Origin of the sequence: Pedobacter agri (assembly GCF_032678665.1) — a bacterium.
Taxonomy (GTDB): domain Bacteria; phylum Bacteroidota; class Bacteroidia; order Sphingobacteriales; family Sphingobacteriaceae; genus Pedobacter; species Pedobacter agri_A.
This window is the reverse complement of the sequence record NZ_JAVTSH010000003.1, coordinates 466058-490302: the sequence shown is the minus strand read 5'-3', so window position 1 is coordinate 490302 and position 24245 is coordinate 466058. Positions and strand designations below refer to the sequence as shown.

The window sequence follows — 24245 nt, the reverse complement described above, 5'->3', positions numbered from 1 at the left end:
ATGAACGGTAGACATTCAAGTTCCCCTTTAGGGGCGGAGGGGTTAAACACCACAGTTTTGATTATAGATGATGACGAGGACATTCTTTTAAGTGCCCGTTTGTTTTTAAAGCAACAAGTTAAACAGGTAATTACCTGCAAATCGCCAAAAGAAATAAATGTTTTACTAAGTAAAAACGAAGTTGATATCATTCTGCTTGATATGAACTATCAAAAAGGTGCAAGCGATGGACGAGAGGGTTTGTATTGGCTGGAACATATTTTAGCAATAGATAAAGATTATGTTGTTATTTTAATGACTGCCTTTGGCAATGTGGAACTTGCGGTCAAAGCCATTAAAAAAGGTGCCACAGATTTTATTCTCAAACCCTGGGAAAATGAAAAGCTTTTCGCAACCATTTCTGCCGCATCCAAACTTCGAGAATCAAACAGAAAAGTTAAAAAACTAGAAAAAATCCACACCTCCCTCCACAAAGATATGACGCGTGGGTTCGAACATATTGTTGGTGAGGCTGATGTGATCAGAAATTTGCAAAATACCTTATTAAAAGTTGCACCTACAGATGCCAATGTTTTGATTTTAGGAGAAAACGGAACAGGCAAACAGGTTTTTGCGTACGAAATTCATGGCAATTCACAACGAAAAAATCAGGTGTTCATGCATGTAGATCTAGGTTCACTGAACGAAAATTTATTTGAAAGTGAGCTTTTTGGTTATGCCAAAGGCGCTTTTACCGATGCAAAGGAAGACAAGCCTGGCAGATTTGAATTGGCTGATGGTGGAACGATCTTTTTAGATGAAATTGGAAATCTTACCTTGCCTTTGCAAGCAAAACTATTAAGCGTTTTACAGAATAGAACAGTAACACGACTCGGAGAAAGCAAAGAACGCAAAGTAAATGTTCGTTTAATAACAGCAACCAACATGCCCTTGAATGAAATGGTTGCTAAAAATACCTTCCGCCAGGATTTACTTTTTAGAATTAATACCGTTGAATTATTACTGCCACCACTACGCAAACGCGGAAATGATATTTTACTTTTGGCTAATCATTTTATGCAGGTATTCAGTTCCAAATACCATAAAGAATTACGAAGTTTAAGCACACAGGCGAAAAGTGTATTGTTAAACTATAACTTTCCAGGAAATGTTAGGGAGTTGCAACATGTACTAGAACGAGCAGTGATTATGAGCGATGGAAATGAAATTACGGAGCAAGATTTACAGTTAAGTCCGCAGCGATTTGCACAAAATAATGCTATACCTGATGAAATGGCATTAGGCGATATGGAAAAAATGATGGTGCAAAAAGCGATTGATAAGCACAAAGGCAATATATCAAAAGCCGCTGCCGAACTGGGTTTAACCAGAGCAGCATTGTATAGGAGAATTGAGAAATTTGGAATTTAAGCTAAAAGCTGAAAGACTAAAGCAGAAAGCTTTGGACTTTTCGCTTTAAGCTTTAAGCTTTAACAAATGTTTTACAAACGCTTTACTTTTCGTTTAATATCACGCTTAGCTCTCATTAATTTGCTGGGCTATTTGTTATATTACTTGATTAAAAACACTGAATTGTGGTTTACCATTATTGGCGTAGGTTTAATTTTATTGGGTTCGGTTATATCGCTTTATTACTACATCAACGAAATCCGCTCAGATATTAAACGTTTCATTCTAGCAGTAAAAACCCGAGACCACACGCTGAATTTCAAAAACAAAGCCACGAGGGGAAGTTTTCCTGAGCTTTATGAGTCTTTCGGAGATATCCTTCAGGTGCATAAACAAATTCGTTTGGAGCAAGAAGCAATGTTCCAATTGATTAAAACCATTTTAGAACAGGTTCCTGTTGGTGTAATCGTGGTGAACAACACAAAAACCGAACAAAACAACGAAGAAATTGCTTTTTTTAACCAGGCGGCTTCAAATCTGCTCGGCGTTCCGGCTTATAAATATTGGCACCGCTTGCAGCAACATTTACCAAATTTTGCCGAAGAAGTCGATCAGATTTCTTCCGGAGGAAAGCGTTTCCTGGAACTGAAGATTCAGGATAAACTTATTCAGCTTTCTACAGAAGTTATTCCATTAAATCTCTACGGAAAAAATTACACCATCATCAGTTTTCAAAACATAAAAGATGAAATTGAGCAAAAAGAAACAGAAGCCTGGAATAGATTAATTGGTGTAATTTCTCATGAGATTTTAAATTCCATTACTCCAATCAGCTCATTATCTGATACGATAAATAGCATGGTTACTAATAAGGAAAACCTTGATTTGGACGAAATGGAAGATTTGAAAACAGCATTACAAACCATTAAACGCCGTTCCTCTGGATTATTGGATTTTGTAAAAGATTACCGCCTGATTGCGGAATTGCCCACACCTAACCTCCAACCTCATACCATTGGCGAAATACTAAAACACATAAAGGTACTGATGCAGCCATTTGCAAAAGTTAAAAACGTAGTTTTAGATGTAGAACAAACATCATCGAAAATTACTGTTCAGCTTGATTTAAAATTAGTTGAACAAGTGCTGATTAATCTTATTACGAATAGTATTTATGCCGTAGAAGAAAACTTGAATCCACATATTTCTGTCAGTTATCGATTAGAAAACACAAAATTATACATTGATGTTAGCGATAATGGTAAAGGAATTGAAGCTGCTGATTTGGAAAAAATTTTCGTTCCTTTTTACACCACCCGAAAAAATGGCTCTGGCATTGGTTTAACCATTAGCAGAAACATTATGAAAATGCACCGGGGAAGTATTGAAGTTGTTTCAACACCAAACGAGCAAACTACATTTTCGTTGCTATTTAATTACGTTTAATTGACGCCCAAATCTTCAATTAGCAATTTATCAATTCAAACAATCAAACAATTTTTTAGCTGGTATTTTAATCATTTGAATGTTTCTTTTGAAACAAATTCCAAACAAAAAGTGTTTGAACTGCTTTTATTTATGTGAATACATTAGATACAAGCATGAAGACAGTTATAATATCGAACAGACTACCCGTTAAAATCATCGAAGAAAACAACGAGTATACGTTCATTCCAAGCGAAGGTGGCCTTGCTACCGGATTGGGTGACGTGTACAAAACAGGCAACTCCATTTGGGTTGGCTGGCCGGGAATAGAAGTTCCCGAAGACCGGCAGGAAGAAGTAATCCAGAAATTAGGGGAACTTAACCTCTACCCGGTGTTCCTTACCCAAGAAGAAATTAATTTATATTACGAAGGCTTCTCTAACGAAGTGTTGTGGCCGGTTTTCCATTATCTGGTTACTTACGCACATTACGAACAAAATTATTGGGATTGCTATAAATCGGTAAACGAAAAGTTCGCTAAAAGTGCCATGCAGGTACTTAACAGAAGCGATAAAATATGGATTCAAGATTATCAATTACTTTTATTACCTGGAATTTTAAGGGAAAAACTTCCCAATTCAACCATTGGGTTTTTCCAGCATATCCCCTTTCCATCTTACGAAATTTTTAGATTAATTCCCTGGCGGGAAGAGTTATTGAATGGTCTTATCGGCTCAGATTTAATAGGTTTCCATACTTATGATGATGTTCGCCATTTTATCAGTACCGCAACGCGTTTGCTACCTGTTAATTCATCATCAAATGTGCTGAACAGCAACGAAAGGCAAATCGTTATCGAAGCATTTCCGATGGGAATCGATTTTGATAAATTCTCTTCTTTAACATCCACACAAACCGTAATTGAAGAAATAGACCATTTCAAATATGGAAAAGACGAAATTAAAATTATTCTTTCCATTGATCGGTTAGATTATAGCAAAGGTATTTTAGAGCGATTAAAAGCGCTTGAACTGCTTTTGCAAATGCATCCGGAGTACATCGGCAAAATTGAACTTTTTATGATCGTTGTTCCTTCAAGGGATAATGTTCCGCAATATAGCGAACTACGCGACCAGATTGATCAGTTTGTTGGTAACCTGAATGCCAGGTATCGCTCTATGGATTGGATTCCGGTAAATTATTTTTATCGGTCTTTTCCAATTGAGGTTTTGTCGGCGCTTTATTCTTCAGCCGATATCTGCCTGGTTACGCCAATGCGAGATGGGATGAACCTGGTGAGTAAAGAATATGTAGCCAGCAGAAACGATAATGATGGCGTATTGATTTTGAGTGAAATGGCCGGAGCATCGAAAGAGCTTACCGAAGCACTCGTTGTTAATCCGAACAACCTTGGCGATATTATGGAAGCCATCGTTACCGCATTAAAAATGCCTTTAGAAGAACAACAGCAACGCATGAAAGCCATGCGGGCAATTGTAGAAAAATTCAATGTAAAACATTGGGTTAATAATTTTATTTTAAGACTAAACGAAGTGAAAGATTCTCAAAAATCATTACAAACCAAACATGCCGTAAATTCGGTTAACGAAATTATTGCTGCTAAATATGCAGAAACCAGCGATCGTGTTTTGTTTCTGGACTACGATGGTACACTGGTTGACTTTACCGGAAATATCGATGATGCCTCTCCTGATGATGAGTTATACGATTTGATTGAAAACCTGACACTAGATGCAGCAAATAAAGTTGTGATTATTAGTGGTAGAAGAAATGAAACACTCGAAAACTGGTTCGGGCATTTAAAGGTTGATTTAATTGCAGAGCATGGCGCATGGCAAAAAACCTACGGCGATAAGTGGAATTCCCTTCCTTTACTTACCGATCAGTGGAAAAGCGAAATCAGAACACTTTTAGAAACTTACACCGATAGAACCCCAGGTTCATTTATTGAAGAAAAAAGCTATTCTTTAGTATGGCATTACCGCAAAGCAGAAGAAGGTTTAGGTGAGTTACGGGCCAACGAAATTGTAAGCCACATGAAGATTTTAGCCGCTGATAAAGGCTTGCAGCTAATGCCAGGAAATAAGGTTATTGAATTTAAGAACATCGAAGTAAATAAAGGAAAAGCTGCACTGAATTGGCTATACGATAAACATCCAGATTTTATCATCGCTCTTGGAGATGATCATACGGATGAAGATATTTTCAAAGCATTACCTGATGATGCGATTACGGTAAAAGTTGGAAACAATCTATCTGAAGCAAAATATTACCTGAATGACTTTAAGGAAGTTAGAAAATTGCTTTGGAGTTTGGTTAAAGAGGAATTTGTAGAAAGAGGTTAATAGATTGTCATTCTGAGCTTGCTGAAGAACCTTTTTAAGGCATTTCGACAACCTGTCCCAACACTTCGGTAAGCTCAATGTGACAACATTAAAAATCTTGTTCCAAGGTCTGTGTTACCACAGACCTTTTTTAGCAAAAAATTTCCCGCAAATTTGAAATGATACTCGCTCATTGCGCTGCGAATATCTTCTCAAATCTGCGGGAAATAATAAATAGACTTATAAAAACACAGGTCTATCTAACTTTATCGCAATTCGATAAGCAGCATTCATTAAACCAACATGGCTATATGCCTGCGGAAAATTCCCCCACTGACTACCAGTTTTAGCATCAACGTCTTCACTAAAAAGTAATAAATGGTTGCAGTATTTGATGATATTTTCGAATTCTTCAATTGCCTCATCAACCCTGCCCACGCAAGCGAGCGCTTCCACATACCAGAAAGCACAAATCAAGAAGGTAGTTTTTGGCTTACCGAAATCATCAGCATGCAAATAGCGGTAGAATAAACCATCTTCAGTTTTAAGTTCTTTCTCTAAAGCAATTAAATGATCTTTTGCCTTATCAGAAGCTGGGTCTAAATAACCCATCATAATTAACTGCAAAGTACTTGCATCTAAATGAGTGCTGCCAACCGCATTGGTATAAACTTTTCTTTCAGGATCGTAGCAAGCCTCGATATGTGCCGCAGCCTTATCAATTAAAATAGTTGCCCGCTCTTCGAAATCCTTATTTCCAATCGTTTTCGCCATTTTTAAAGCAGCATGCGCACCAGCCCATTGAAATAAGTTACTATAACAATGCATGTTGGCGATATTCCTAAACTCCCAAATGCCGGCATCCTTTTCATCAATTGTTCTTTCAATTTTTGATAAAACACTTTCAATCCATTTCACCGAATCACTGCGTTCTGAAAATACAAAACGATGGTCGGTGTAAAGTGGCAACATAGAAGTAAGAACCTGTCCATAAATATCATTTTGAATATGCTCGTAAGCCTGGTTTCCAATCCTAATCGGTTGCTCACCTTTATACCCTTCCAAATGATCTAATGTGGTTTCGACAATTTCTCTTTCACCAGCTATACCATATAAAGGTTGGTAACGCTCATCTTCTGCTTGAGAAATGTCTGATAGATAATTGAAATATTTCTCCATCTCCTCGAAATGGCCGATGTGATTCAGCGATGTTAGCACATAATGAGAATCTCTTAACCAGCAATAGCGATAATCCCAGTTTCTTGTACTGCCTGGAGATTCGGGCAAACTGGTTGTACTTGCAGCGATGATTGCTCCGGTATCTTCGTATTGATGAATTTTTAAAACCAAGGCAGAACGAATAACAAAAGGTTGGTAAAAGCCTGCGATGGATGAATGTTTGATCCACAATCGCCAATAAGCCACAGTTTCGCGAAGGAAATTTTCTGCCGTGCTTACAATTGGTGCTTCCAGGTTTTCGCCATAAGTCATAATCAGGTATTTCGACTCATTTAAAACGAAAGCCTTCTCATCCAATATATAGGTTAAAGAAACATTGGTACTCAATCGGATATTTTCATCGCAACCATGGTAATCGATGTGGTTGCTGCCCCGGCTTGCACGCATTTTATTTTTTCCATAATCACAAACGGGTTCACATTTAATGGTTACCCGCGGGTTTCCTTCTAGCGGTTCAATTTTTCGAATAAACATCAATGGCTTGAAATACCGTTCGTAAAGATGAAAACGTGGCGCAAAATCGGTTATACGATATTTCCCGTCTTCTGAGGTAATTTCTGTTCGTAAAACATTGGTATTTTCAATATAATATTGAGTGGAGGTATATTCACCTTGCGGCAAAATTGAAAATTCGCCGCCTTTCTTTTTATCTAATAAACTTCCAAATACAAACGGACTATCGAAACGCGGCCAGCAAAGCCAGGATATGTCTGTATTTTTATTTACATGCGCCATAAAAGCACAATTCCCTATTATTCCTGTTTGATAAAGGTGTTGTTCAGCCATAAGCAATTTTGTGTGTGTTTATAACCTAACAGGTTTAAAAGTAAATTGTTGGCAGGAATGTGAAAAAGCTTAATTCGTTAGGAGACTTTGACATTTTGAGGGGAGCAATCTTTGTTAAATAAGCCTGATTGGAGTGGAAATATTTTTTTAGCAACTTCGAATATGCTGTCATGCTGAGGTACGAAGCATCTGTAACCGATGAAACAGATTCCTCGTTCCTCGGAATGACAGAAGTAAAAATATTGCAACGAAAAGCAGGGCTGAAATCCGCAATGAAATGCTGAGCTTCCACTTTCAAAAAAACCTGTTTAAGTGGTATTCGTCATGCTGAATTTATTTCAGCATCTAATGATTAAGACCCTGAAATGAATTCAGGGTGACGATAAAACAAACAAAAAAAAGCCAGCCTGAACGAATTCAAGCTGGCTTAATTAATAATATAATCGATTTTAAATTACCGTTCCACTTGGCAAAACAGCACCTTTTTTAACAACTACAATTCCATCTTTAACTGCATAAAGCTCAAAATCGCCATCTTCAAGGTGAGCGCCACCGTTAATTTTTACATCGTTACCAATGCGACAGTTTTTATCAATAATGGCGTTGTTTATGTAACATCGGTCTCCAATCCCAATAAGCGAATTACCTTTTTGATTTTCTAACTCAATTTCTTCCAATGTCTGGTATCGGTCGCTACCCATTACATACGTATTGGTGACCACGGTATGCTTTCCGATACGGGCCCTAATACCCAAAACTGCATGTTCAATTCTGCTGGCCTGAATAATACAACCTTCTGCAATAATTGCCTTTTCTAAGGTTGTGCCAGAAATTTTGGATGGAGGTAACATCCTGGCTCTTGTAAAGATAGTATGATTACTATCAAACATGTTGAATTTAGGAATTTCATCTGTTAAGCCTAAGTTAGCCTCAAAAAATGAAGAAATATTACCAATATCTGTCCAGTAACCTTCGTATTGGTAGCTTAAAACCCGACTTTCTGTTATGGCTCGTGGCAAAATCTCCTTACCAAAATCTTTTTCCTCTTCATTTTCATTTAGAATATTAATCAAATATTCACGATTGAAAACGTAAATACCCATTGAAGCTAAGAAATTACGTCCTTCGCCCTGCATTTCTGCACCAGTGTCAGATACCCAGTCTTCCAGGCCTGTTTTTGGTTTTTCAATAAACGAAGTAATCATATTCTCCTCGTCAGCTTTTAGGATACCAAAATCGGTAGCATCTTTAGCCGTTACGGGGATCGTAGCGATGGTAATTTCAGCATTAGCTTCGATATGTTTTTCAATCATATCTTTAAAATCCATCTGATAGAGCTGATCTCCGGATAAAATCAGAATATAATCGAACTCATGTGAAACAATGTGGTGCATACACTGGCGTACCGCATCTGCTGTACCCTGAAACCAACCTGCATTTTGCACGGTCTGTTCAGCTGCAAGGATATCAACAAAAGCCGTACTGAAATGACTGAAGTGATACGTGTTTTTTATGTGTTTGTTAAGGGATGCCGAATTAAACTGTGTCAGCACAAACATACGGTGGATGCCAGAATTAAGGCAATTAGAAATTGGGATGTCTACCAACCGATACTTTCCTGCAATTGGAACTGCAGGTTTAGAACGTGTTTGCGTGAGCGGCGATAATCTAGACCCCTGGCCACCGCCAAGGATAACGCCTAAAACTTTGTCAGTCATGTTAAGCTATTTTAAAATTTGGTATAATTCTATGTAATTCAGCGCTGCCCTATCCCATGAGTGGTCGATTTTCATCATGGTTTTGCGTACCGCCTTAAAAGTTTTTTTGTCGTTATAAATATCTACCGCCCTGTTAATGGCATGGGTAACATCCCAAATACTGGTTTGATCGTGACATAGTCCAAAACCTCCATCGCCAATGTCAATCACTGTATCTCTTAAACCACCAACTCGGCGAACTATCGGAACGGTTCCATAGCGTAAAGCATAAAGCTGGTTTAAACCACAAGGTTCAACCCTCGAAGGCATTAAAAGATAATCGGCTCCTGCATACATCTGGTGCGAAACCTGTTCGTTATAGCCGATGTAAACATTGTACTTTCCATAAAAATTATCTTTTAACTGGTTTAACCTTCCTTCTACCCAATCCTCTCCCGATCCCAGAACCAGCACATTGATGTTATCGCCATGTTGTTGTAATGCAGTGTAAAAAATATCAGGCAATAAATCGGCACCTTTTTCATCCACCAATCTGCCAATAAACGTAAAAAGTGGCTTCGAAGCGTCTAGTTGAAAAACATCACACAAAGCTTTTTTGTTTGCCAGTTTTCCAGCTTCAACCGTTTTTAAACTGTAACTTTTTGATAACATCGGATCGGTTTCCGGATTCCAAACCTCGGTATCAATTCCGTTCAAAATACCTACAGATTTCCACCGCTCCTGCCTCAATAAACTCTCCAGTCCACGGGCATTATTCATCATTTCCTCTAAATAACTTGGAGAAACCGTGGTTACCCTCCAGGCGCATTTTATAGCCGAAGCGAGTGGATTAATGGCACCTTCCCAACCCAGTAAACCACCTTTCCATAAATCAAAAGCCGGCAAATAGTATAATTTATCCCATCCAAACTGACCCTGATATTGCGCATTATGTATGGTTAAAACAGTAGGTACATTACTCAGGGTTTGATATTTTAAACAATTGGAAACCATAAAAGGAATCAAACCGGTATGGTGATCGTGGCAGTGAATTACATCAGGTTGATGCTCCCATTGCGCCATCCAATCGAGTGTAGCAATTTGAAATGCAATAAAACGTTCTGTATCGTCAGCGTAACCATAAACGTTTGGTCGGTCGGTTAAACCCTGAATATGAACGATATATAAATCGAAACCAAGTTTATTGGTTTTTTCTCTTAAAATGCGGTAAGAAAAGTGATGGTTTCCGTAATTTGACCAGGCATCATAAGCTACCTCGAATTCACTCTCGCGAACAAATTTAGTTTCATAGGCCGGCACAACCACTTTGGCAATGTGGCCAATTTTATTTTGGTATTTTGGTAAGGCCCCAACAACGTCTGCTAAACCTCCAACTTTAGCAACTGGGTAACACTCGGCGCTGATATGTATAATTTCCATTAAATATTTGGTGTAGATAACTTCGTTAAGTTAGTAATTGTTTTCTGATTTGGAAATAATTCAAAATTAATTTTTAGCATCAGATTGTCCTGCAGATTAAGTTGATTATTGAACATGAGAAATGAGCTTAAAGATAGTTTTTGGAAGTTAACGTTCCAGTTCATTTGGCAGCATGCGGCCCTGCTTTCCGTTTCTCCCGATGAAAAATCGGGATTCACTTCAATCAGGCTTATTTAACAATGGTCTGTTATAACCAAGACGCTTAAATTTCTGAAAATTAGCTGGGACATATGTTGTGCCCGCAGATCAAACAGATTACCGCAGACCAATAATAAGTTTTTACTTGCCATACGCTGCGAACATCAGCGGGAAATTTATTCTTAATGAGATTCCACAAACAAAAAAAACCGCTAAACTTTCGCCAGCGGTTTTTAACAACAAAACAAATATATGATTCTATTTACCCTTAATATTCCTCAGCAATGATTTCGTAAAAATCTCTAATGGGTTGAAATTGTGGATGCAACGATACCACATCTCCAAAAACCAATAATGCCGGCGCCTGTATTTTTTTGTCTTCTACTACTTCAGCAATGGTATCTACAATGCCTACCGCAATTTTTTCCTGTGGTGTCGAACCGTTTTCAATTACGGCAACAGGTAATAAACCTTTGTTTTCTGCCTGAAAAATAGCTGCAATCTCTTTTACCTTCGCCACGCCATTTAATACTACGATGGTTGCTTTAGTTTTGGCAGCGATGTATAAATCTTCAGAAATTTCTCCTTTAGAATTTGTACCGGTTACCGCCCAAAAGCTTTCGCTTAAGTCTTTATAAATCATTGGTATTTTTTGCAGACTCGGCGCACCAGTTGCACTCGAAATACCAGGAATAATTTCTGTTGGAATGCTATACGATTCTGCTGCATCTATTTCTTCGTAACCTTTTGCGAAGAAAAACGGATCGCCACTTTTTAAACGAACCACATGGCCATAATTCAAAGCATAATCAATGATTAACTTATTTACCGCTTCCTGTGAAAAATCTTCATCATCCGTACGTTTACCAACATAAACTTTCGGTATACCATCTGGAGCATGACACAGTAAAGCTTCGTTCACATTTGCATCATACAAAACAACATCAGCTGTTTTTAATGCTTTAACACCTTTTAAACTAAATAAATCCGGATCACCAGGACCAGCACCTATTAATGTAATTTTTGGTTCAATGTTCGCTTTTTCTACTTTACTTAAAATCATACCAGAAAATATTAGCTCGTTTTTAAATTATTAATTATACAAATATATAAAGTCTATAGAAATTGTAGTAATTTATTTTAAAATAATTTATTTGCCAGTAACCGTCACTGCGATAGAACCATTCCTACTTCGTCATTGCGAGGTACGAAGCAATCTTAATATTGGGGTTAATAGCTTTTTTCGTCATTGCGAGGCACGAAGCAATCTTTATCCATGAGGTCAATAGCGATTATTGTAGGACTGCTTCATACCTCGCAATCACGGCCGCCGAAGATTAAAGCGTATAAAAATTTGAGTAAAAAAGTCTAAGCGTGGATCTAAAACTATTCAAGATTTCATTACCATTTTCGTCATTGCGAGGCACGAAGCAATCTTAATACTTGGGTAAATAGCGATTATTGTAGGATTGCTTCGTTCCTCGCAATGACGGCCGCCGAAGATTAGCGTTTAGATAAAAATTAATTAAACAAAAAAAGTCTTAGCAATATGCCAAGACTATATAACAAAATTCCATTTCAGTATCCGAAACGTTACTTACAAGGCACTTCCACAAAAGTAAATTTTCCAGCTTCGTAATTTATGGGTTTGCCTTTTACAAAATACGAACGGCCCAGGGTGGTTTCAATTTGAGCTACGCCCATTATCAGTTTACCATCTTTCTTTAAAAACGCCAACGGGTTCGTAAATGCTTTTGTAGTATCGCTACCAGTGTTGAAACGGTAATCAACCAGTAGCGTATCCCCGTGAAATTTGCCATCTATTTTACCATTATTTTGGGGTTTATCACCATACTTAATTAGTAATGAACCCGTAACTTTTCCTGAAGACATCGTCTTCACAATCATTGCGGCACTATCCTTTTCGAAAGACGAGGCATAACAGGTTTCATTAATCAGTGAATCGGCCTTTGCAGCTTCAGCTTTTTTATCTGACGAGCCGCAGGCAAAAACAAATGGGATTGCACCAAAAAGCAGGTAAATAATTTTATTCTTCATCTTTTAAATTTTAAGATTAACACTTACTTAAATATAAAAAGATGATGAAATGTTTTTAGCATTTCCACAATAAAAATAGATTACATTAAAATATTATTTTCTGGCGTAAGGGCTGGTGGTAAATTAGTTTCATCTAACATGTCCCTCATATCAATTTCAATCGTTCTGGAAATATTGGTAATCGGAACGTCGTTTGCGCTGCCCTCGAATGGATTGGTAGAACTCTCTCCCACTACATCTAATGTATTGAAAACCCAGGTTAATAAGATGGCGAAGGGAATATTTAACCAAACCGAATAGCCCTCTATTAAAGTTCCGCTACCCAACTTATTAAAATCGTTTAATAAACCATAAGGCACCAGAAAAACAAAAAGATTAAGCATAATACTTGCTATTGATGAAAAATGGCGGGGATAAGGAAAGTTCTTGATTCGTTCGGCTTTGCCTTGATTATCATAGAAGTTAGCAATGCCGACCTGCAACGATTGTAGCTGCAAATCAGAAAAACTGCCTGCAGCTGCCAGTTTATTAATGTGATTAGATTGCAAAGCCATAATCTGCGTTGCTTTATTTTTCTTCGTTACGATGTAGGCCAATTCTTCTGCTGAAAGGTATTGAGCTAAAACCTCTTCCAGCTTATTTGCTTTTTCTGCGGTGTGATAATTTTGGGCATACTCAATATTTCTCAGATCATTCATATTTTCCCAAACGCGATTTTCCCTCAATTGAAAACGCAGTGCGGTCAACCAGGCAAAATGACGGTAAAATATGATCTGTACCTCTTGCTGTTTGTTTTTTGATGATAAAAAATCTCTCACCATAACACCGAAAGAACGGCTAACATTGATAATTCCACCATAAATTTGGCGGGCTTCCCATAACCTGGCATAGCTGGCGTTATTTTTAAATCCGATAATAAACGAAACCGCAGTACCCAATAAGGCCACCGGAACCCATGAAATGGAGAGAAACGTAAACCCACAAAAGTGATAGAGTACGGTGGGAATTACAGCAAGTATTGTTAAACGATAAATATCGCGACGAGTCCACAGGATAAACTCTTTTAAAGAATATTTCTTTCCGGCATGCATAAATTAAATTTTAGTTTGGGATATTATCTGAGGGATGGGCGAAGATAGAGAAATTTGTAAAATTCGATTGTCGGTTTTTGGAGAAACTTTAATAGCATTATTATCCTGCGTAAAATAAACCCGGTTGAAATGAAATCCTTTTTGTTGCAATTTTGCCAGTTTCAGGATGACGACAACAAAAAGATTGTAATGAAAAACGGGACTATCGTAACCGATGCCCCGCTGAAATTGCTTTCCTCTAAATTTAAAATCTAGAGTTTCCATATAATATTTGGTTATGGTTCTATTGGATAATAAAAATCTCCATTACGAATCTTAATGCTATTCTACCGCTGCTCTAAACATTAAAGCGCCCACTGTTAAATTTGTGCGGCTATCAACCAAAATAGCCGAACCATTTGCCCGGTTATCATCATATAAATCGAAAGCCAAAGCATCGGCAGTTTTAACAATCACACGACCGATATCGTTCAATTTGAATTCATCGGCCGGATGTTTTTCCAACGTATTAATATCAACTTTATGCAAAATCTCGCTGATTTTACATTTGGTTACCTTACTGTTATGTTGAATTAAATACATAATTGAGGTATCCAAAGCTCGCCCATCCATCCAACATAAATCGGCTTCAATCAACTTTGATTCTTGTGGCAAAGCTGATGCATTTACAATGGTATCGCCACGGCTAATGTCTACATCATCTTTTAAATGAATGGTAACCGATTGCCCTGCATGTGCAGCAATTGGCGCCTGGTCGAAAAATTCGATTTTCTCGATAGTTGAGCTGGCTCCTGAAGGCAAAATGGTAACCTTATCGTTGAGGTTGAAAGTACCACTCAACACGCGACCGGCATAACCGCGGTAATCATGCAATTCTTCAGTTTGCGGACGGATGACCCATTGAACAGGCATGCGAGCCAGTTGCGATTTATCCAGATTATCGGTATCAACTTTTTCTAAAAAGTGCAATAAACTTTCACCTTTGTACCAATCCATTCGTTCCGAATTTTGAACGATGTTATCGCCTTTTAAGGCACTTACCGGAATATAATTTACATCAACAAGTTTAAGCTGTTGCGCTAACACTTTGTATTTATCGATGATGGATTGGTAAACTTCTTCGCTATAATCAACCATATCCATTTTGTTGATACAAACCACAATGTGTTTGATGCCCAATAAAGATACCAGGTAAGAATGGCGAATGGTTTGCTCTACCACACCGTTTCTGGCATCAATTAAAATGATGGCTAAATTGGCAGTTGAAGCACCTGTTACCATGTTCCTGGTGTACTGAATATGTCCAGGGGTATCAGCGATAATGAATTTACGCTTATCGGTTTGGAAATATTTGTAGGCTACATCAATGGTAATTCCCTGCTCACGTTCTGCTCTTAAACCATCTGTTAAAATGGCTAAATCTATTGTTCCATCATCGTTTTTACGGTTAGAGCTTTGCAGGGCTTCTAACTGATCTGCCAAAATGGAATCTGTATCGTATAACAAACGGCCGATTAAGGTACTTTTACCATCATCTACGCTGCCTGCTGTGAAAAATTTTAATATGTTCATGTTTTTGGTTGTTTAGATAGTAGTTGTTTAGTTTTTTGGTAGACTTAATTAAATCTAACCAACTAAAAAACGAAACAACTAACCAACTACTTTAAAAATATCCGCCTTTTTTTCTATCCTCCATAGCGGCTTCCGAAACTTTATCATCCATGCGGGCGCCACGTTCTGATATTTTTGAGGAACTGATTTCAGAAATAATATCATCAATTAAAACCGCTTCTGATTCTACCGCAGCTGTACAAGACATATCGCCTACCGTACGGAAACGCACTTGTTTTGTGAAAATGATGTCTTCATCATCCATGTTTAAAAATGGTGAAGCAGCCATTAACTGACCATTTCTTGTAATCACTTCGCGTTCGTGTGAGAAGTAAATGCTTGGCAATTCAATGTTTTCTCTGCGAATGTAATTCCAAACATCCAGCTCCGTCCAATTGCTGATGGGGAAAACACGAACGTTTTCGCCTTTATGAATTTTACCGTTGTAAATGTTCCAAAGTTCCGGGCGCTGGCGTTTTGGGTCCCATTGTCCAAATTCATCGCGAACAGAGAAAATGCGTTCTTTAGCTCTTGCTTTTTCTTCATCTCTACGGGCGCCGCCAATACAAGCATCAAACTGGTATTTGGCAATGGTATCTAACAAGGTAACGGTTTGTAATGCATTTCTGCTGGCATTTTTACCTTTTTGCTCTACCACTTTACCTTGATCAATAGACTCCTGAACAGAACCAACGATTAATCTTTCGCCAATTCTTTCTATCATTTGATCACGATAATCAATCGTTTCCTGAAAGTTATGACCAGTATCAATATGCACTAAAGGAAAAGGAAATTTCCCCGGACGAAAAGCTTTTTCTGCTAAACGAACTAAAGTGATGGAATCCTTTCCGCCGGAAAATAATAAGGCAGGCTTTTCGAATTGCCCTGCAACCTCACGTAAAATGTGAATTGCCTCGGCCTCCAGTTCATCTAAGTAATCAAAATTATATGTACTCATTTGTTAATGTTGTAAAGTTTGGTTGTTGAATGTTGGAATGTTCCTCGTTCAATTTATTTGTTGTTGTTGTCGTTAATGAGAATAATTAAATCCTCCCCCTGCCCCCTCCAAAGGGGGAAACCCCTCATAGTTTTCCATCTATGTTGCAAAGCTTAGTCTCACGGCTTCAAGCTTTTTGCTTTAAGCTTTAAGCTTAACCTCAGCCTCCGTAGCATGCAAGCCACATTCCTTTTTGCTTTGGTCTTCCCACCACCATCTTCCGGCTCTAAAATCTTCGCCGGGCTGTACTGCTCGTGTACATGGTGCACAGCCGATACTCGGAAAACCTTTATCATGTAAAGTATTGTAAACGATGTTATTTTCTTGGATATAGGCTTTCACATCATCTAAAGTCCAATCGAAAATGGGGTGGAATTTTATCAGTTGGTTACCTTCATCCCACTCTAAATCATGCATATCCTCACGGTTAGTGCTCTGCTCAGCCCTGATGCCCGTTACCCAAATCTCATTGCCCGTTAAGGCTCTTTTTAAAGGCTCGATTTTACGAATGTAACAACACTCTTTTCTGTTTTCTACCGATTCGTAAAAGCTGTTCGGACCTTTGCTGTTCACCATATCCTGCAACAAATCGTTTTTAGGATAGTAAGCATGAATCGGCTTGTTGTAAACTTCTAAAGTACGGTTCCAAACATAATAGGTTTCCGGAAAAAGACGCCCAGTTTCTAACGTGAAGACTTTTATTGGAATGTTATTTGCAAAAATTAAATGCGTAATGGCCTGGTCTTCCCAACCAAAACTGGTCGAGAAAATAATTTTATCGGCATATTGATCTGCCAGATATTTTAATTTATCTATCGTACTCAATCCATGAAGTGCCGTTTTCAACTCCTCTAATCTCATCACTAAATCAATTTTAAAATAAATAGAATTACACTGCGTAAGCTTACAATCATTACAATAATGCCCACAGCGACCATGATGGTTTTTGCAGAAATTTTGTTAGAAACCCTTGCTGCAATTGGCGAGGCTATTGCGCTACCGATAATTAAACCGACAACCGCTTCCCAGTATTTACCGCCTAACATCGTAAAAAAAGTTAAGGAACTCAAAGTGGCAATAAAAAATCTGCTGATTTTCACCGTTCCTAAAGAGAATAACGGATGACGTCCGCCTGCGATTAAGCTTGAAAGTACGATTGAGCCCCATCCGCCTCCAAATGCCGCATCGATAAACCCGCCAACGAAACCTAAAAAACCAATTTTCTTTATTTTTTTGTCGCCTTTTTTTCTTTTGATGTTAAAGGCTTTCATCAAAATTATCCCACCTAAAATTAATGTGTAAACCCCAACTACTGGCTTAACGTAAGCACTATAATGTTCTAATGAGGATAAAATATAAGCGCCTAAAACTGCACCGATAACGGCTGGAATGATTAAGATTTTAAACAATTTCCAATTTACATTTCCCATGCGGTAGTGCATCCATCCGGCAATTCCGTTACTTAATACTTCAGAAATGTGAATGGCCATACTTGCTGAAGCAGGTGGTAAACCCATCGCCAATGAAAATGAGGCGGTGGTTACGCCGTACGACATTCCGATGGCACCATCAATCAAAGCAAATACGAATCCGGCACCTAAAAACCAATAAAATAATGGGTCGATGTTGATTAAGAAAGTTTGAAATTCTGGCTCGGTATTCCAAAGGGTAAAACCAATTGAACCGATTAACAAGATTGCTGCAGCCCAGATTAGCCACTTAATATTACGCTCTGCAAAACTTTTTTTGGGGTTAATTAAACTCTGCGTTACTTTATTCAGCTTTTTAACTTTTGCAGAAAAATCACCGTTTAAAGTTTGGCGTAAGGCACTCATATTTTGTAAAGTCTCATCCAGCTCTGCCGGAATTCCCTCATTTAAAATCTGCTTTAATCGCTTTGCGATGGTTGGCGATTTACCGTTTGTAGAAATGGCAATTTTCAAATCGCCTTTCTGAACAATGGAACCTAAATAGAAATCGCATAAATCAGGTTTATCAGCCACATTGATGAGTAATCCCTTTTCGTGTGTGACCACTCTAATCTCTTCGTTTAAAATATCATTGTTCGTTGCCGCAAAAACGATGTCGATATTTTCTAAATCAGAAACATCAAAACTTTTCTGCTTTACTTTTATTTGAGGATAATTTGCAATAAGCGTATAAACCTCGGGTGATACCATTTCTGCAACAATGGTAATTTTAGCCTGATGACTATTGTTGACAATGGCTGTCAACTTTTCGAGCCCAATAGGTCCTGCACCAATTAATAATGTACGCAACTTGTTCAGCTTTATAAAAACTGGAAAAAGCTGATTTCCTTTCTCCTCTTCAGAAGAAAGTGCTGCATTATCGGGTTGGTTAGGCAATACTTGCATACTGTTTTACTAGGTTTTTAAATGATGGATGAAGAGAAACCACCTCACCGAAAATTAATAGTGCCGGCGCTTTAACATTTTCCTGTTTAACCAAACTTTCAATGGTTTCTACCACACCAACAACCAGCTTTTCATCTTTGGCAGAACCATTTTGCACAACCGCAGCTGGTAAATTGTGTCTGCCGGCTGCCTTAAATATCTCAACAATTTTAGCTAACTTTTTTAAGCCCATCAATACTAAAACCGTGGCATTTGATGTTGCTGCCTGGTAAATATCATTTGAAACCTCGCCTGATGTGGTAGTACCTGTAATTACCCAGAAGCTTTCACTTAAACCACGGTGCGTTACCGGGATTTGCTGCAAGCCTGGAACACCAATTGAACTCGAAATACCTGGAATCACATCAACAGGAATGCTATAAGATGCGGCGTAATCCAGTTCTTCGTAGCCTCTACCAAAAACAAATGGATCGCCACCTTTTAAACGCACCACATGGCCATAATTCAAGGCATAATCAATCATTAATTTGTTGATGGTTTCTTGCGGATAAGAGTGTTCGCCAGAACGTTTGCCCACATAAACTTTTATCGCTTCGGCTGGAGCATGTTCCAATAATGCTTCATTTGTCAAAGCATCGTATAAAACCACATCAGCAGTTTGCAAAGCCTTTACACCTTTTAAAGTCAACAAATCCGGGTCTCCAGGACCAGCACCTAAAAGTGTAATTTTCGATTCTTTATTTTGATCTAACATGTCTTTTCAATTTTTGAATGAGGGTTGTTAATGATTGAATTTTGAATGAGTGATTGAGTTAATGTTTTTCTAGCGATTGTAACATTCACTAATCTGCTAATTCACTAATTCTATAATTCTCTTCTTCACTAATTCTTTCATTCATTCTCACATTCACTAATTCACTAATTCCTTACTTCACTCCTACCGCTCTTTTTTCTTTAATCTGATTTAAAAAAGCCTCTGCTTGGTTAAAATATTTTGCTGCAAATTCCGCTGTTGGTTCGTTTTTATTAATTTGTAAAACCAAATCTGAAAAGTTTGTCGGCAAATTAAATTCGCCTGTTTCCACATAATGATTATCGAACTCTCTGATTACGCCAACCTGCGTGGTACTGTTTACGCCTTTGTCTAACAGCAATGATTTTGCAGCGCTCACAAAGGTTGAGTAAGTGTGGTAAATCGCATCAGCGTAAGCACCTTTATCTAAATTTTGCTTTGCCCAACCAAATTTTTCATCAGCTTCTAAAAGTAAAGTGGCTACCAAATCAATCACCACACCAGCACATTCGCCAACACCAATGGCCGTTACAAATTGCTCCACATGGCCCCAGTCTACAAATTCTTCTTGCTGAAGATTGGTTAAATCGGCCAGAGGTTTTAAAAGTTGATAAAAATGGTCTTTCCCCTTTCGGTCATAATATTGATGAAAGTTTTCGCTCTCTTCGTTATTTGCTTTAAAATCATTTAAAATGAAGTGCAAAACGCTCGTTGCTCTTTTCGATGGTACTTTAATCACACGTTCGGCAACTCGGCCAACGCCATTCCCAACCGTTCCGCCACCAAGCATTACTTGTACAGCTGGAACAACTTTTCCTTCGGCTTTTACCGAACTGCCGTGAAAACCAATCTCTGCCAAACCATGCTGACCGCAAGAATTCATACAGCCACTAATTTTGATTTTGATATTCTTTTCGTAGATAAACTCTGGAAAATCGGTATAAATTACCTCTTCCAGAACCTCGGCTAAAGTCATAGAATTGGAAATGCCCAAATTACAAGTATCTGTTCCCGGGCAAGTGGTAATATCTGCCAGACTATCGAAACCGGCTGTTGTGAAGCCAATTTTATTTAAAGCAGTATATAATGATGGCAAAGCCTCTTCACGAACATATTTTAAAAGTAAGCCTTGGTTTTGCGTGACCCTGATTTCATCGGCAACGTAAGGTTTAATGGCTTCAACAAAAGCTCTTGCTTTATCGGTTTTAATATCGCCAACCTGTACCTTCACATAAACAGCGTAAAAACCAGCCTGCTTTTGCGCTACCACGTTGGTTGCCGACCAATGTTTATAATGTGCCTCGTTTAAAATTTCAACTGTGGAATATTCCTGTTCCAGAGGCAAAGCCGGTTGAGGCACAGCATCCCGATCAATTGCAAAAGTTTTCACTTTGTTAGCAATCCGTTCTTCAGCAACCAAGCGTAAAACTTCCTCTAAGCCTAACTTTTGAACTAAATATTTTAAACGAGCTTTATTTCTATTGCTGCGTTCTCCATAACGGTCGAAAACCCGAAGAACCGATTCTGTGAAAGGAATTAACTGGTCTTCTGGCAAAAATTCATGAACAGCACTTGCCAAAAACGGCTGTGCACCTAATCCGCCAGCAAATAAAACCTTGAAGCCGCGTTCGCCTACTTCATTAATTTTTGGAATAAAACCCAAATCGTGAATGTAACTGAAAGCAGTATCCTTATCGCTTGATGAAAAAGAAATTTTAATCTTCCTGCCCATTTCCTGGCAAATCGGGTTTCGCAAAAAATATTTGAAAACCGCATGTGCATAAGGCGAAACATCAAATGGTTCATCTTTATCAATGCCCGAATTTGGCGATGCGGTTACATTACGAACGGTATTTCCGCAAGCCTCACGAAGCGTAATATCATCTTGCTCTAGTTTAGCCCAAAGTTCTGGAGTTCTATCAAGACTTACATAATGCAACTGTATATCCTGACGGGTTGTTAAGTGCAAATTGCCACTTCCATACTCATCAGCGATATCGGCAATGCGCAATAATTGCTTAAAAGTTACCTTACCAAAAGGCAGTTTAATGCGAATCATCTGTACACCTGGCTGCCTTTGTCCGTAAACCCCACGGGCCAAGCGTAAGCTTCTAAATTTCTCATCGTGAATGGTTCCATCGCGAAAAGCTTTAATCTTATTCTCTAAATCGATAATGTCCTGCTCGACAATATTGTTTTCGAGTTCTGTTCTGAAACTTTGCATATGTGTTGTTAGCTTTATTCAAAAAATGCCTCTCTTTTATTGAGAAGCATCTTAATATTTTATACCTAATAAATTATTCGTGTAGCCTCTGTTACCATGTTTTACAACAACAGTGCATCATTTTGAATGATCTCGTATTCAGTATAAAATTAATATTCATCTGTCAAATATATAAAGTATATAGGAATAGTCGTAATTTTTCTTAAAAAAAATGCTTATCTGTTGAAAAATAAGCAAATAGGCCTTTAAATATTATCTATACCCAGTTTTAGGGTATCTTCTCTTCCGATAACGTCAGCAATGCTGGTTTCGCTTAAAACCTTAAGTGTAGCGTCTCTTACATCAATAAATGCACTTCTGATGCCGCAAGTTTTTTCATCTACGCATTCGTCGCATTTATGATAAAAGTTCAAACTGGCACATGGAACCATAGCAATCGGACCATCAGTTACCCGCATCACCTGAACTAAAAGAATTTCTTCAGGTTTCTTGTTTAAACTGTAACCACCGCCAGCACCTTTTTTACTGTACAAAAAGCCAGCGTTGCGTAAATCTAACAGAATTTGCTCCAGGAACTTTTTAGGGATATGCTCCTCCTCGGCAATCTTTGAGATTTGCATAGGTGGTTTTTCTACATTTTTGCCAAGTGCAACTAGTGCTTTAATGGCGTATTTAGTCTTTTTTGATAGCATATTTGCACAAAGCTACTAAAAGAAAGTAAATTATGAAACATCGGATATGGTTCAAACAAACCATTTATCGTCATTTATTAAAAAATTTTATCTTTGTGCTCATACATAATCATTAATGCTGAGAAACATTGATTTTTTAAATATTAGAGATCGCAAAATAAGCATTGAATCTAAATTGTTTGCGGTATTATGTCTGTGCCTCATCATCGTTTCGATAATCAGTATTATCTCAAATTTCGCCATTGGTTTAGCCTGGACAACCAATCTTTCCATCTCATTTAATCTTATTGTTCATTTTTCGTTTTACTATTACGCCTTAAAAGATAAAGTATCAGAAAGTGGGCGGTTTTGGTATTTCATGTTCAACTGTTCCACAATGTTTCCGGCTTGGTTCTTAAATGGCGGTTCGTTGGGTTCTACCCCGGTTTTTTTAATATTTTACCTTAGTGTGGGGATTCTTTCGCTATCACGTCGGTATACCGGATGGTTCATTCTCATTTTCTGTACAACGGCAATGCTCTGCCTGGTTTTTGAACATTTTTTTCCTTCGCTCATTACCCCCTATCCAGATGAGGCTACCCGAAGTTTTGATCTGATCTGTGCGTTTTTCAACATCTCTTTCATGATGATTTTGATGCTTGTTTTCTACCGGCAGGTGGCTGAATTTGACCAGTTCTTATTGCTTAAAAATAAAGAGCGCTTAGAAGCTTCTCAACAGAATTTAATATTAGCTAAAGAGGCAGCTGAAGCCGCAACGGTTGCCAAATCAACATTTTTAACCAATATGAGCCATGAGATCAGAACGCCACTTAACGGAATTATTGGTGCTTCTGAACTATTGAAATTAACCAATCTGGATGATGAACAGGCTGAGCTGCTGAACACATTGCAGGCCAGCAATAGTATCATGATTGATATTGTGAATGATTTGCTTGATATCTCTAAAATTGAAGCAAACAAAATGGAGGTTCATCATCATCCCTTCAATTTACGAACCTGTTTAAAAGATGCTGAGAATATTATAAGGCCCTTGCTGAACAATAAGGATATACAGCTGCTAATTGAAATCGGACACCAGGTGCCTGATACAATTGTTGCTGATGAAATTCGATACAAACAAATCATCATCAACATGCTTAGCAACGCAATTAAATTTACCGAGCTTGGATATGTGCGGCTTAAAGTAACGTTTGATTCCGAAAACAGCACCCTAGTTTCCTCTATAAAAGATACAGGGATTGGAATAGATAAAGATGACATGGAGAAATTATTCCTCCCGTTTTCGCAAATTAATCCTTCACTTACCAGAAAATTTGGGGGAGCTGGCTTAGGCTTGGCCATCTGTAGAAAACTTGCCGAAATGATGGGTGGTAGCATCACTGCTGTCAGCGAACCTGGTATTGGCTCGGAATTTACTTTTTCTGCTTTGGTAGAGCGATATCAAAACGATAAATTATTAAAACCTATTGGCCCTAAAATTGAAAACGGTATGTTACCAATTGCCGGAACGCACATCCTCATTGCAGAAGACAACGTCTTCAATCAAATGATTACATCCAAAATGCTCGAAAAGGCTGGCTATAAATTTAGTATCGCTAATGATGGTCTTCAGGCTTTAAATATGGCAAAAGACAACCACTACAACATTGTTTTAATGGATATGCAAATGCCCCATATGGATGGGATAGCCGCAACAATTGCAATACTTAATCTTTATCAGAATAAAAACATCACACCTCCTGTAATTATTGGGTGCAGCGCTAACGCGATGCAGGAAGATAAAAACAAATGTCTGGATGCAGGAATGAAAGACTTTTTATCAAAGCCATTTACCCTGGATGATATCCGGTCGGTAATGATAAAATGGACAAAAGTTGATTAGCTA

At 38.1% G+C, this 24245-nt stretch carries 18 protein-coding genes; 4 read left to right on the top strand and 14 right to left on the bottom strand.

All coding sequences use genetic code 11. From position 1 onward, the window contains the following. The 3 genes from R2Q70_RS08715 to R2Q70_RS08705 all read left to right on the top strand — a co-directional run bounded on the left by R2Q70_RS08715 (position 1) and on the right by R2Q70_RS08705 (position 5180). On the top strand, positions 1-1410 hold the full coding sequence (locus tag R2Q70_RS08715) for a sigma-54 dependent transcriptional regulator (protein ID WP_316807218.1): 1410 nt from the start codon (positions 1-3) through the stop codon (positions 1408-1410). Positions 1411-1554: 144 nt separating this feature from the next. Then, positions 1555-2835 (top strand): sensor histidine kinase, encoded by a 1281-nt coding sequence (locus R2Q70_RS08710; RefSeq protein WP_316807217.1) that lies wholly within the window; start codon positions 1555-1557, stop codon positions 2833-2835. A 155-nt stretch (positions 2836-2990) separates the two neighbouring features. Next, entirely contained in the window at positions 2991-5180 is a 2190-nt protein-coding gene (locus R2Q70_RS08705) for a bifunctional alpha,alpha-trehalose-phosphate synthase (UDP-forming)/trehalose-phosphatase (RefSeq protein WP_316807216.1), read from the top strand. A 219-nt stretch (positions 5181-5399) separates the two neighbouring features. Here R2Q70_RS08705 and R2Q70_RS08700 read toward each other — a convergent pair whose 3' ends face one another. The 14 genes from R2Q70_RS08700 to R2Q70_RS08635 form a co-directional block, all read right to left on the bottom strand. After that, a complete protein-coding gene (locus R2Q70_RS08700) occupies positions 5400-7184 on the bottom strand; it encodes a glycoside hydrolase family 15 protein (RefSeq protein ID WP_316807215.1) in 1785 nt (594 codons plus the stop codon). Between the two features lie 449 nt (positions 7185-7633). After that, positions 7634-8902, bottom strand: coding sequence for a glucose-1-phosphate adenylyltransferase (locus tag R2Q70_RS08695; protein WP_010602492.1), 1269 nt, complete (start codon positions 8900-8902; stop codon positions 7634-7636). Between the two features lie 6 nt (positions 8903-8908). Further along, positions 8909-10321: a glycogen synthase gene (locus R2Q70_RS08690; protein WP_316807214.1), complete on the bottom strand. Its 1413-nt coding sequence runs from the start codon at positions 10319-10321 to the stop codon at positions 8909-8911. Positions 10322-10787: 466 nt separating this feature from the next. After that, positions 10788-11582: a uroporphyrinogen-III C-methyltransferase gene (gene cobA, locus R2Q70_RS08685; RefSeq protein ID WP_316807213.1), complete on the bottom strand. Its 795-nt coding sequence runs from the start codon at positions 11580-11582 to the stop codon at positions 10788-10790. Positions 11583-12112: 530 nt separating this feature from the next. After that, entirely contained in the window at positions 12113-12577 is a 465-nt protein-coding gene (locus R2Q70_RS08680; protein WP_316807212.1) for a hypothetical protein, read from the bottom strand. Between the two features lie 80 nt (positions 12578-12657). After that, positions 12658-13668, bottom strand: a complete 1011-nt coding sequence (locus tag R2Q70_RS08675; protein WP_316807211.1) for a bestrophin family protein — start codon at positions 13666-13668, stop codon at positions 12658-12660. 3 nt (positions 13669-13671) lie between these two features. Then, on the bottom strand, positions 13672-13932 hold the full coding sequence (locus R2Q70_RS08670) for a hypothetical protein (protein WP_316807210.1): 261 nt from the start codon (positions 13930-13932) through the stop codon (positions 13672-13674). Positions 13933-13989: 57 nt separating this feature from the next. Beyond that, entirely contained in the window at positions 13990-15240 is a 1251-nt protein-coding gene (locus R2Q70_RS08665; protein WP_316807209.1) for a sulfate adenylyltransferase subunit 1, read from the bottom strand. A 91-nt stretch (positions 15241-15331) separates the two neighbouring features. After that, the gene (gene cysD / locus R2Q70_RS08660; protein WP_316807208.1) at positions 15332-16237 is read right to left on the bottom strand and encodes a sulfate adenylyltransferase subunit CysD; all 906 of its coding nucleotides are present in this window, start codon (positions 16235-16237) and stop codon (positions 15332-15334) included. 180 nt (positions 16238-16417) lie between these two features. Continuing rightward, on the bottom strand, positions 16418-17137 hold the full coding sequence (locus tag R2Q70_RS08655) for a phosphoadenylyl-sulfate reductase (protein WP_316807335.1): 720 nt from the start codon (positions 17135-17137) through the stop codon (positions 16418-16420). Between the two features lie 2 nt (positions 17138-17139). Continuing rightward, complete coding sequence (locus R2Q70_RS08650; RefSeq protein ID WP_316807207.1) at positions 17140-18651, bottom strand: TSUP family transporter; 1512 nt, start codon at positions 18649-18651, stop codon at positions 17140-17142. After that, a complete protein-coding gene (gene cobA / locus R2Q70_RS08645; RefSeq protein WP_316807206.1) occupies positions 18635-19405 on the bottom strand; it encodes a uroporphyrinogen-III C-methyltransferase in 771 nt (256 codons plus the stop codon). The genes R2Q70_RS08650 and cobA (R2Q70_RS08645) overlap by 17 nt, the downstream gene beginning before the upstream one ends. A gap of 172 nt (positions 19406-19577) precedes the next feature. Beyond that, on the bottom strand, positions 19578-21668 hold the full coding sequence (locus R2Q70_RS08640) for a HEPN domain-containing protein (RefSeq protein ID WP_316807205.1): 2091 nt from the start codon (positions 21666-21668) through the stop codon (positions 19578-19580). Between the two features lie 245 nt (positions 21669-21913). Further along, positions 21914-22360: an RrF2 family transcriptional regulator gene (locus tag R2Q70_RS08635; RefSeq protein WP_010599447.1), complete on the bottom strand. Its 447-nt coding sequence runs from the start codon at positions 22358-22360 to the stop codon at positions 21914-21916. A gap of 115 nt (positions 22361-22475) precedes the next feature. Between R2Q70_RS08635 and R2Q70_RS08630 the strand changes: the two genes are divergently transcribed. Further along, positions 22476-24242, top strand: a complete 1767-nt coding sequence (locus R2Q70_RS08630; RefSeq protein WP_316807204.1) for an ATP-binding protein — start codon at positions 22476-22478, stop codon at positions 24240-24242. The last annotated feature ends 3 nt before the right edge of the window (positions 24243-24245 follow it).

Excerpts from the sequence above, each read along its gene's own strand:
- R2Q70_RS08715 (WP_316807218.1), top strand. The coding sequence starts at position 1 with ATGAACGGTAGACATTCAAGTTCCCCTTTAGGGGCGGAGGGGTTAAAC.
- R2Q70_RS08705 (WP_316807216.1), top strand. The coding sequence starts at position 2,991 with ATGAAGACAGTTATAATATCGAACAGACTACCCGTTAAAATCATCGAA.
- R2Q70_RS08700 (WP_316807215.1), bottom strand. The coding sequence starts at position 7,184 with ATGGCTGAACAACACCTTTATCAAACAGGAATAATAGGGAATTGTGCT.
- R2Q70_RS08695 (WP_010602492.1), bottom strand. The coding sequence starts at position 8,902 with ATGACTGACAAAGTTTTAGGCGTTATCCTTGGCGGTGGCCAGGGGTCT.
- R2Q70_RS08690 (WP_316807214.1), bottom strand. The coding sequence starts at position 10,321 with ATGGAAATTATACATATCAGCGCCGAGTGTTACCCAGTTGCTAAAGTT.
- cobA (WP_316807213.1), bottom strand. The coding sequence starts at position 11,582 with ATGATTTTAAGTAAAGTAGAAAAAGCGAACATTGAACCAAAAATTACA.
- R2Q70_RS08680 (WP_316807212.1), bottom strand. The coding sequence starts at position 12,577 with ATGAAGAATAAAATTATTTACCTGCTTTTTGGTGCAATCCCATTTGTT.
- R2Q70_RS08675 (WP_316807211.1), bottom strand. The coding sequence starts at position 13,668 with ATGCATGCCGGAAAGAAATATTCTTTAAAAGAGTTTATCCTGTGGACT.
- R2Q70_RS08670 (WP_316807210.1), bottom strand. The coding sequence starts at position 13,932 with ATGGAAACTCTAGATTTTAAATTTAGAGGAAAGCAATTTCAGCGGGGC.
- R2Q70_RS08665 (WP_316807209.1), bottom strand. The coding sequence starts at position 15,240 with ATGAACATATTAAAATTTTTCACAGCAGGCAGCGTAGATGATGGTAAA.
- cysD (WP_316807208.1), bottom strand. The coding sequence starts at position 16,237 with ATGAGTACATATAATTTTGATTACTTAGATGAACTGGAGGCCGAGGCA.
- R2Q70_RS08655 (WP_316807335.1), bottom strand. The coding sequence starts at position 17,137 with ATGAGATTAGAGGAGTTGAAAACGGCACTTCATGGATTGAGTACGATA.
- R2Q70_RS08650 (WP_316807207.1), bottom strand. The coding sequence starts at position 18,651 with ATGCAAGTATTGCCTAACCAACCCGATAATGCAGCACTTTCTTCTGAA.
- cobA (WP_316807206.1), bottom strand. The coding sequence starts at position 19,405 with ATGTTAGATCAAAATAAAGAATCGAAAATTACACTTTTAGGTGCTGGT.
- R2Q70_RS08640 (WP_316807205.1), bottom strand. The coding sequence starts at position 21,668 with ATGCAAAGTTTCAGAACAGAACTCGAAAACAATATTGTCGAGCAGGAC.
- R2Q70_RS08635 (WP_010599447.1), bottom strand. The coding sequence starts at position 22,360 with ATGCTATCAAAAAAGACTAAATACGCCATTAAAGCACTAGTTGCACTT.
- R2Q70_RS08630 (WP_316807204.1), top strand. The coding sequence starts at position 22,476 with ATGCTGAGAAACATTGATTTTTTAAATATTAGAGATCGCAAAATAAGC.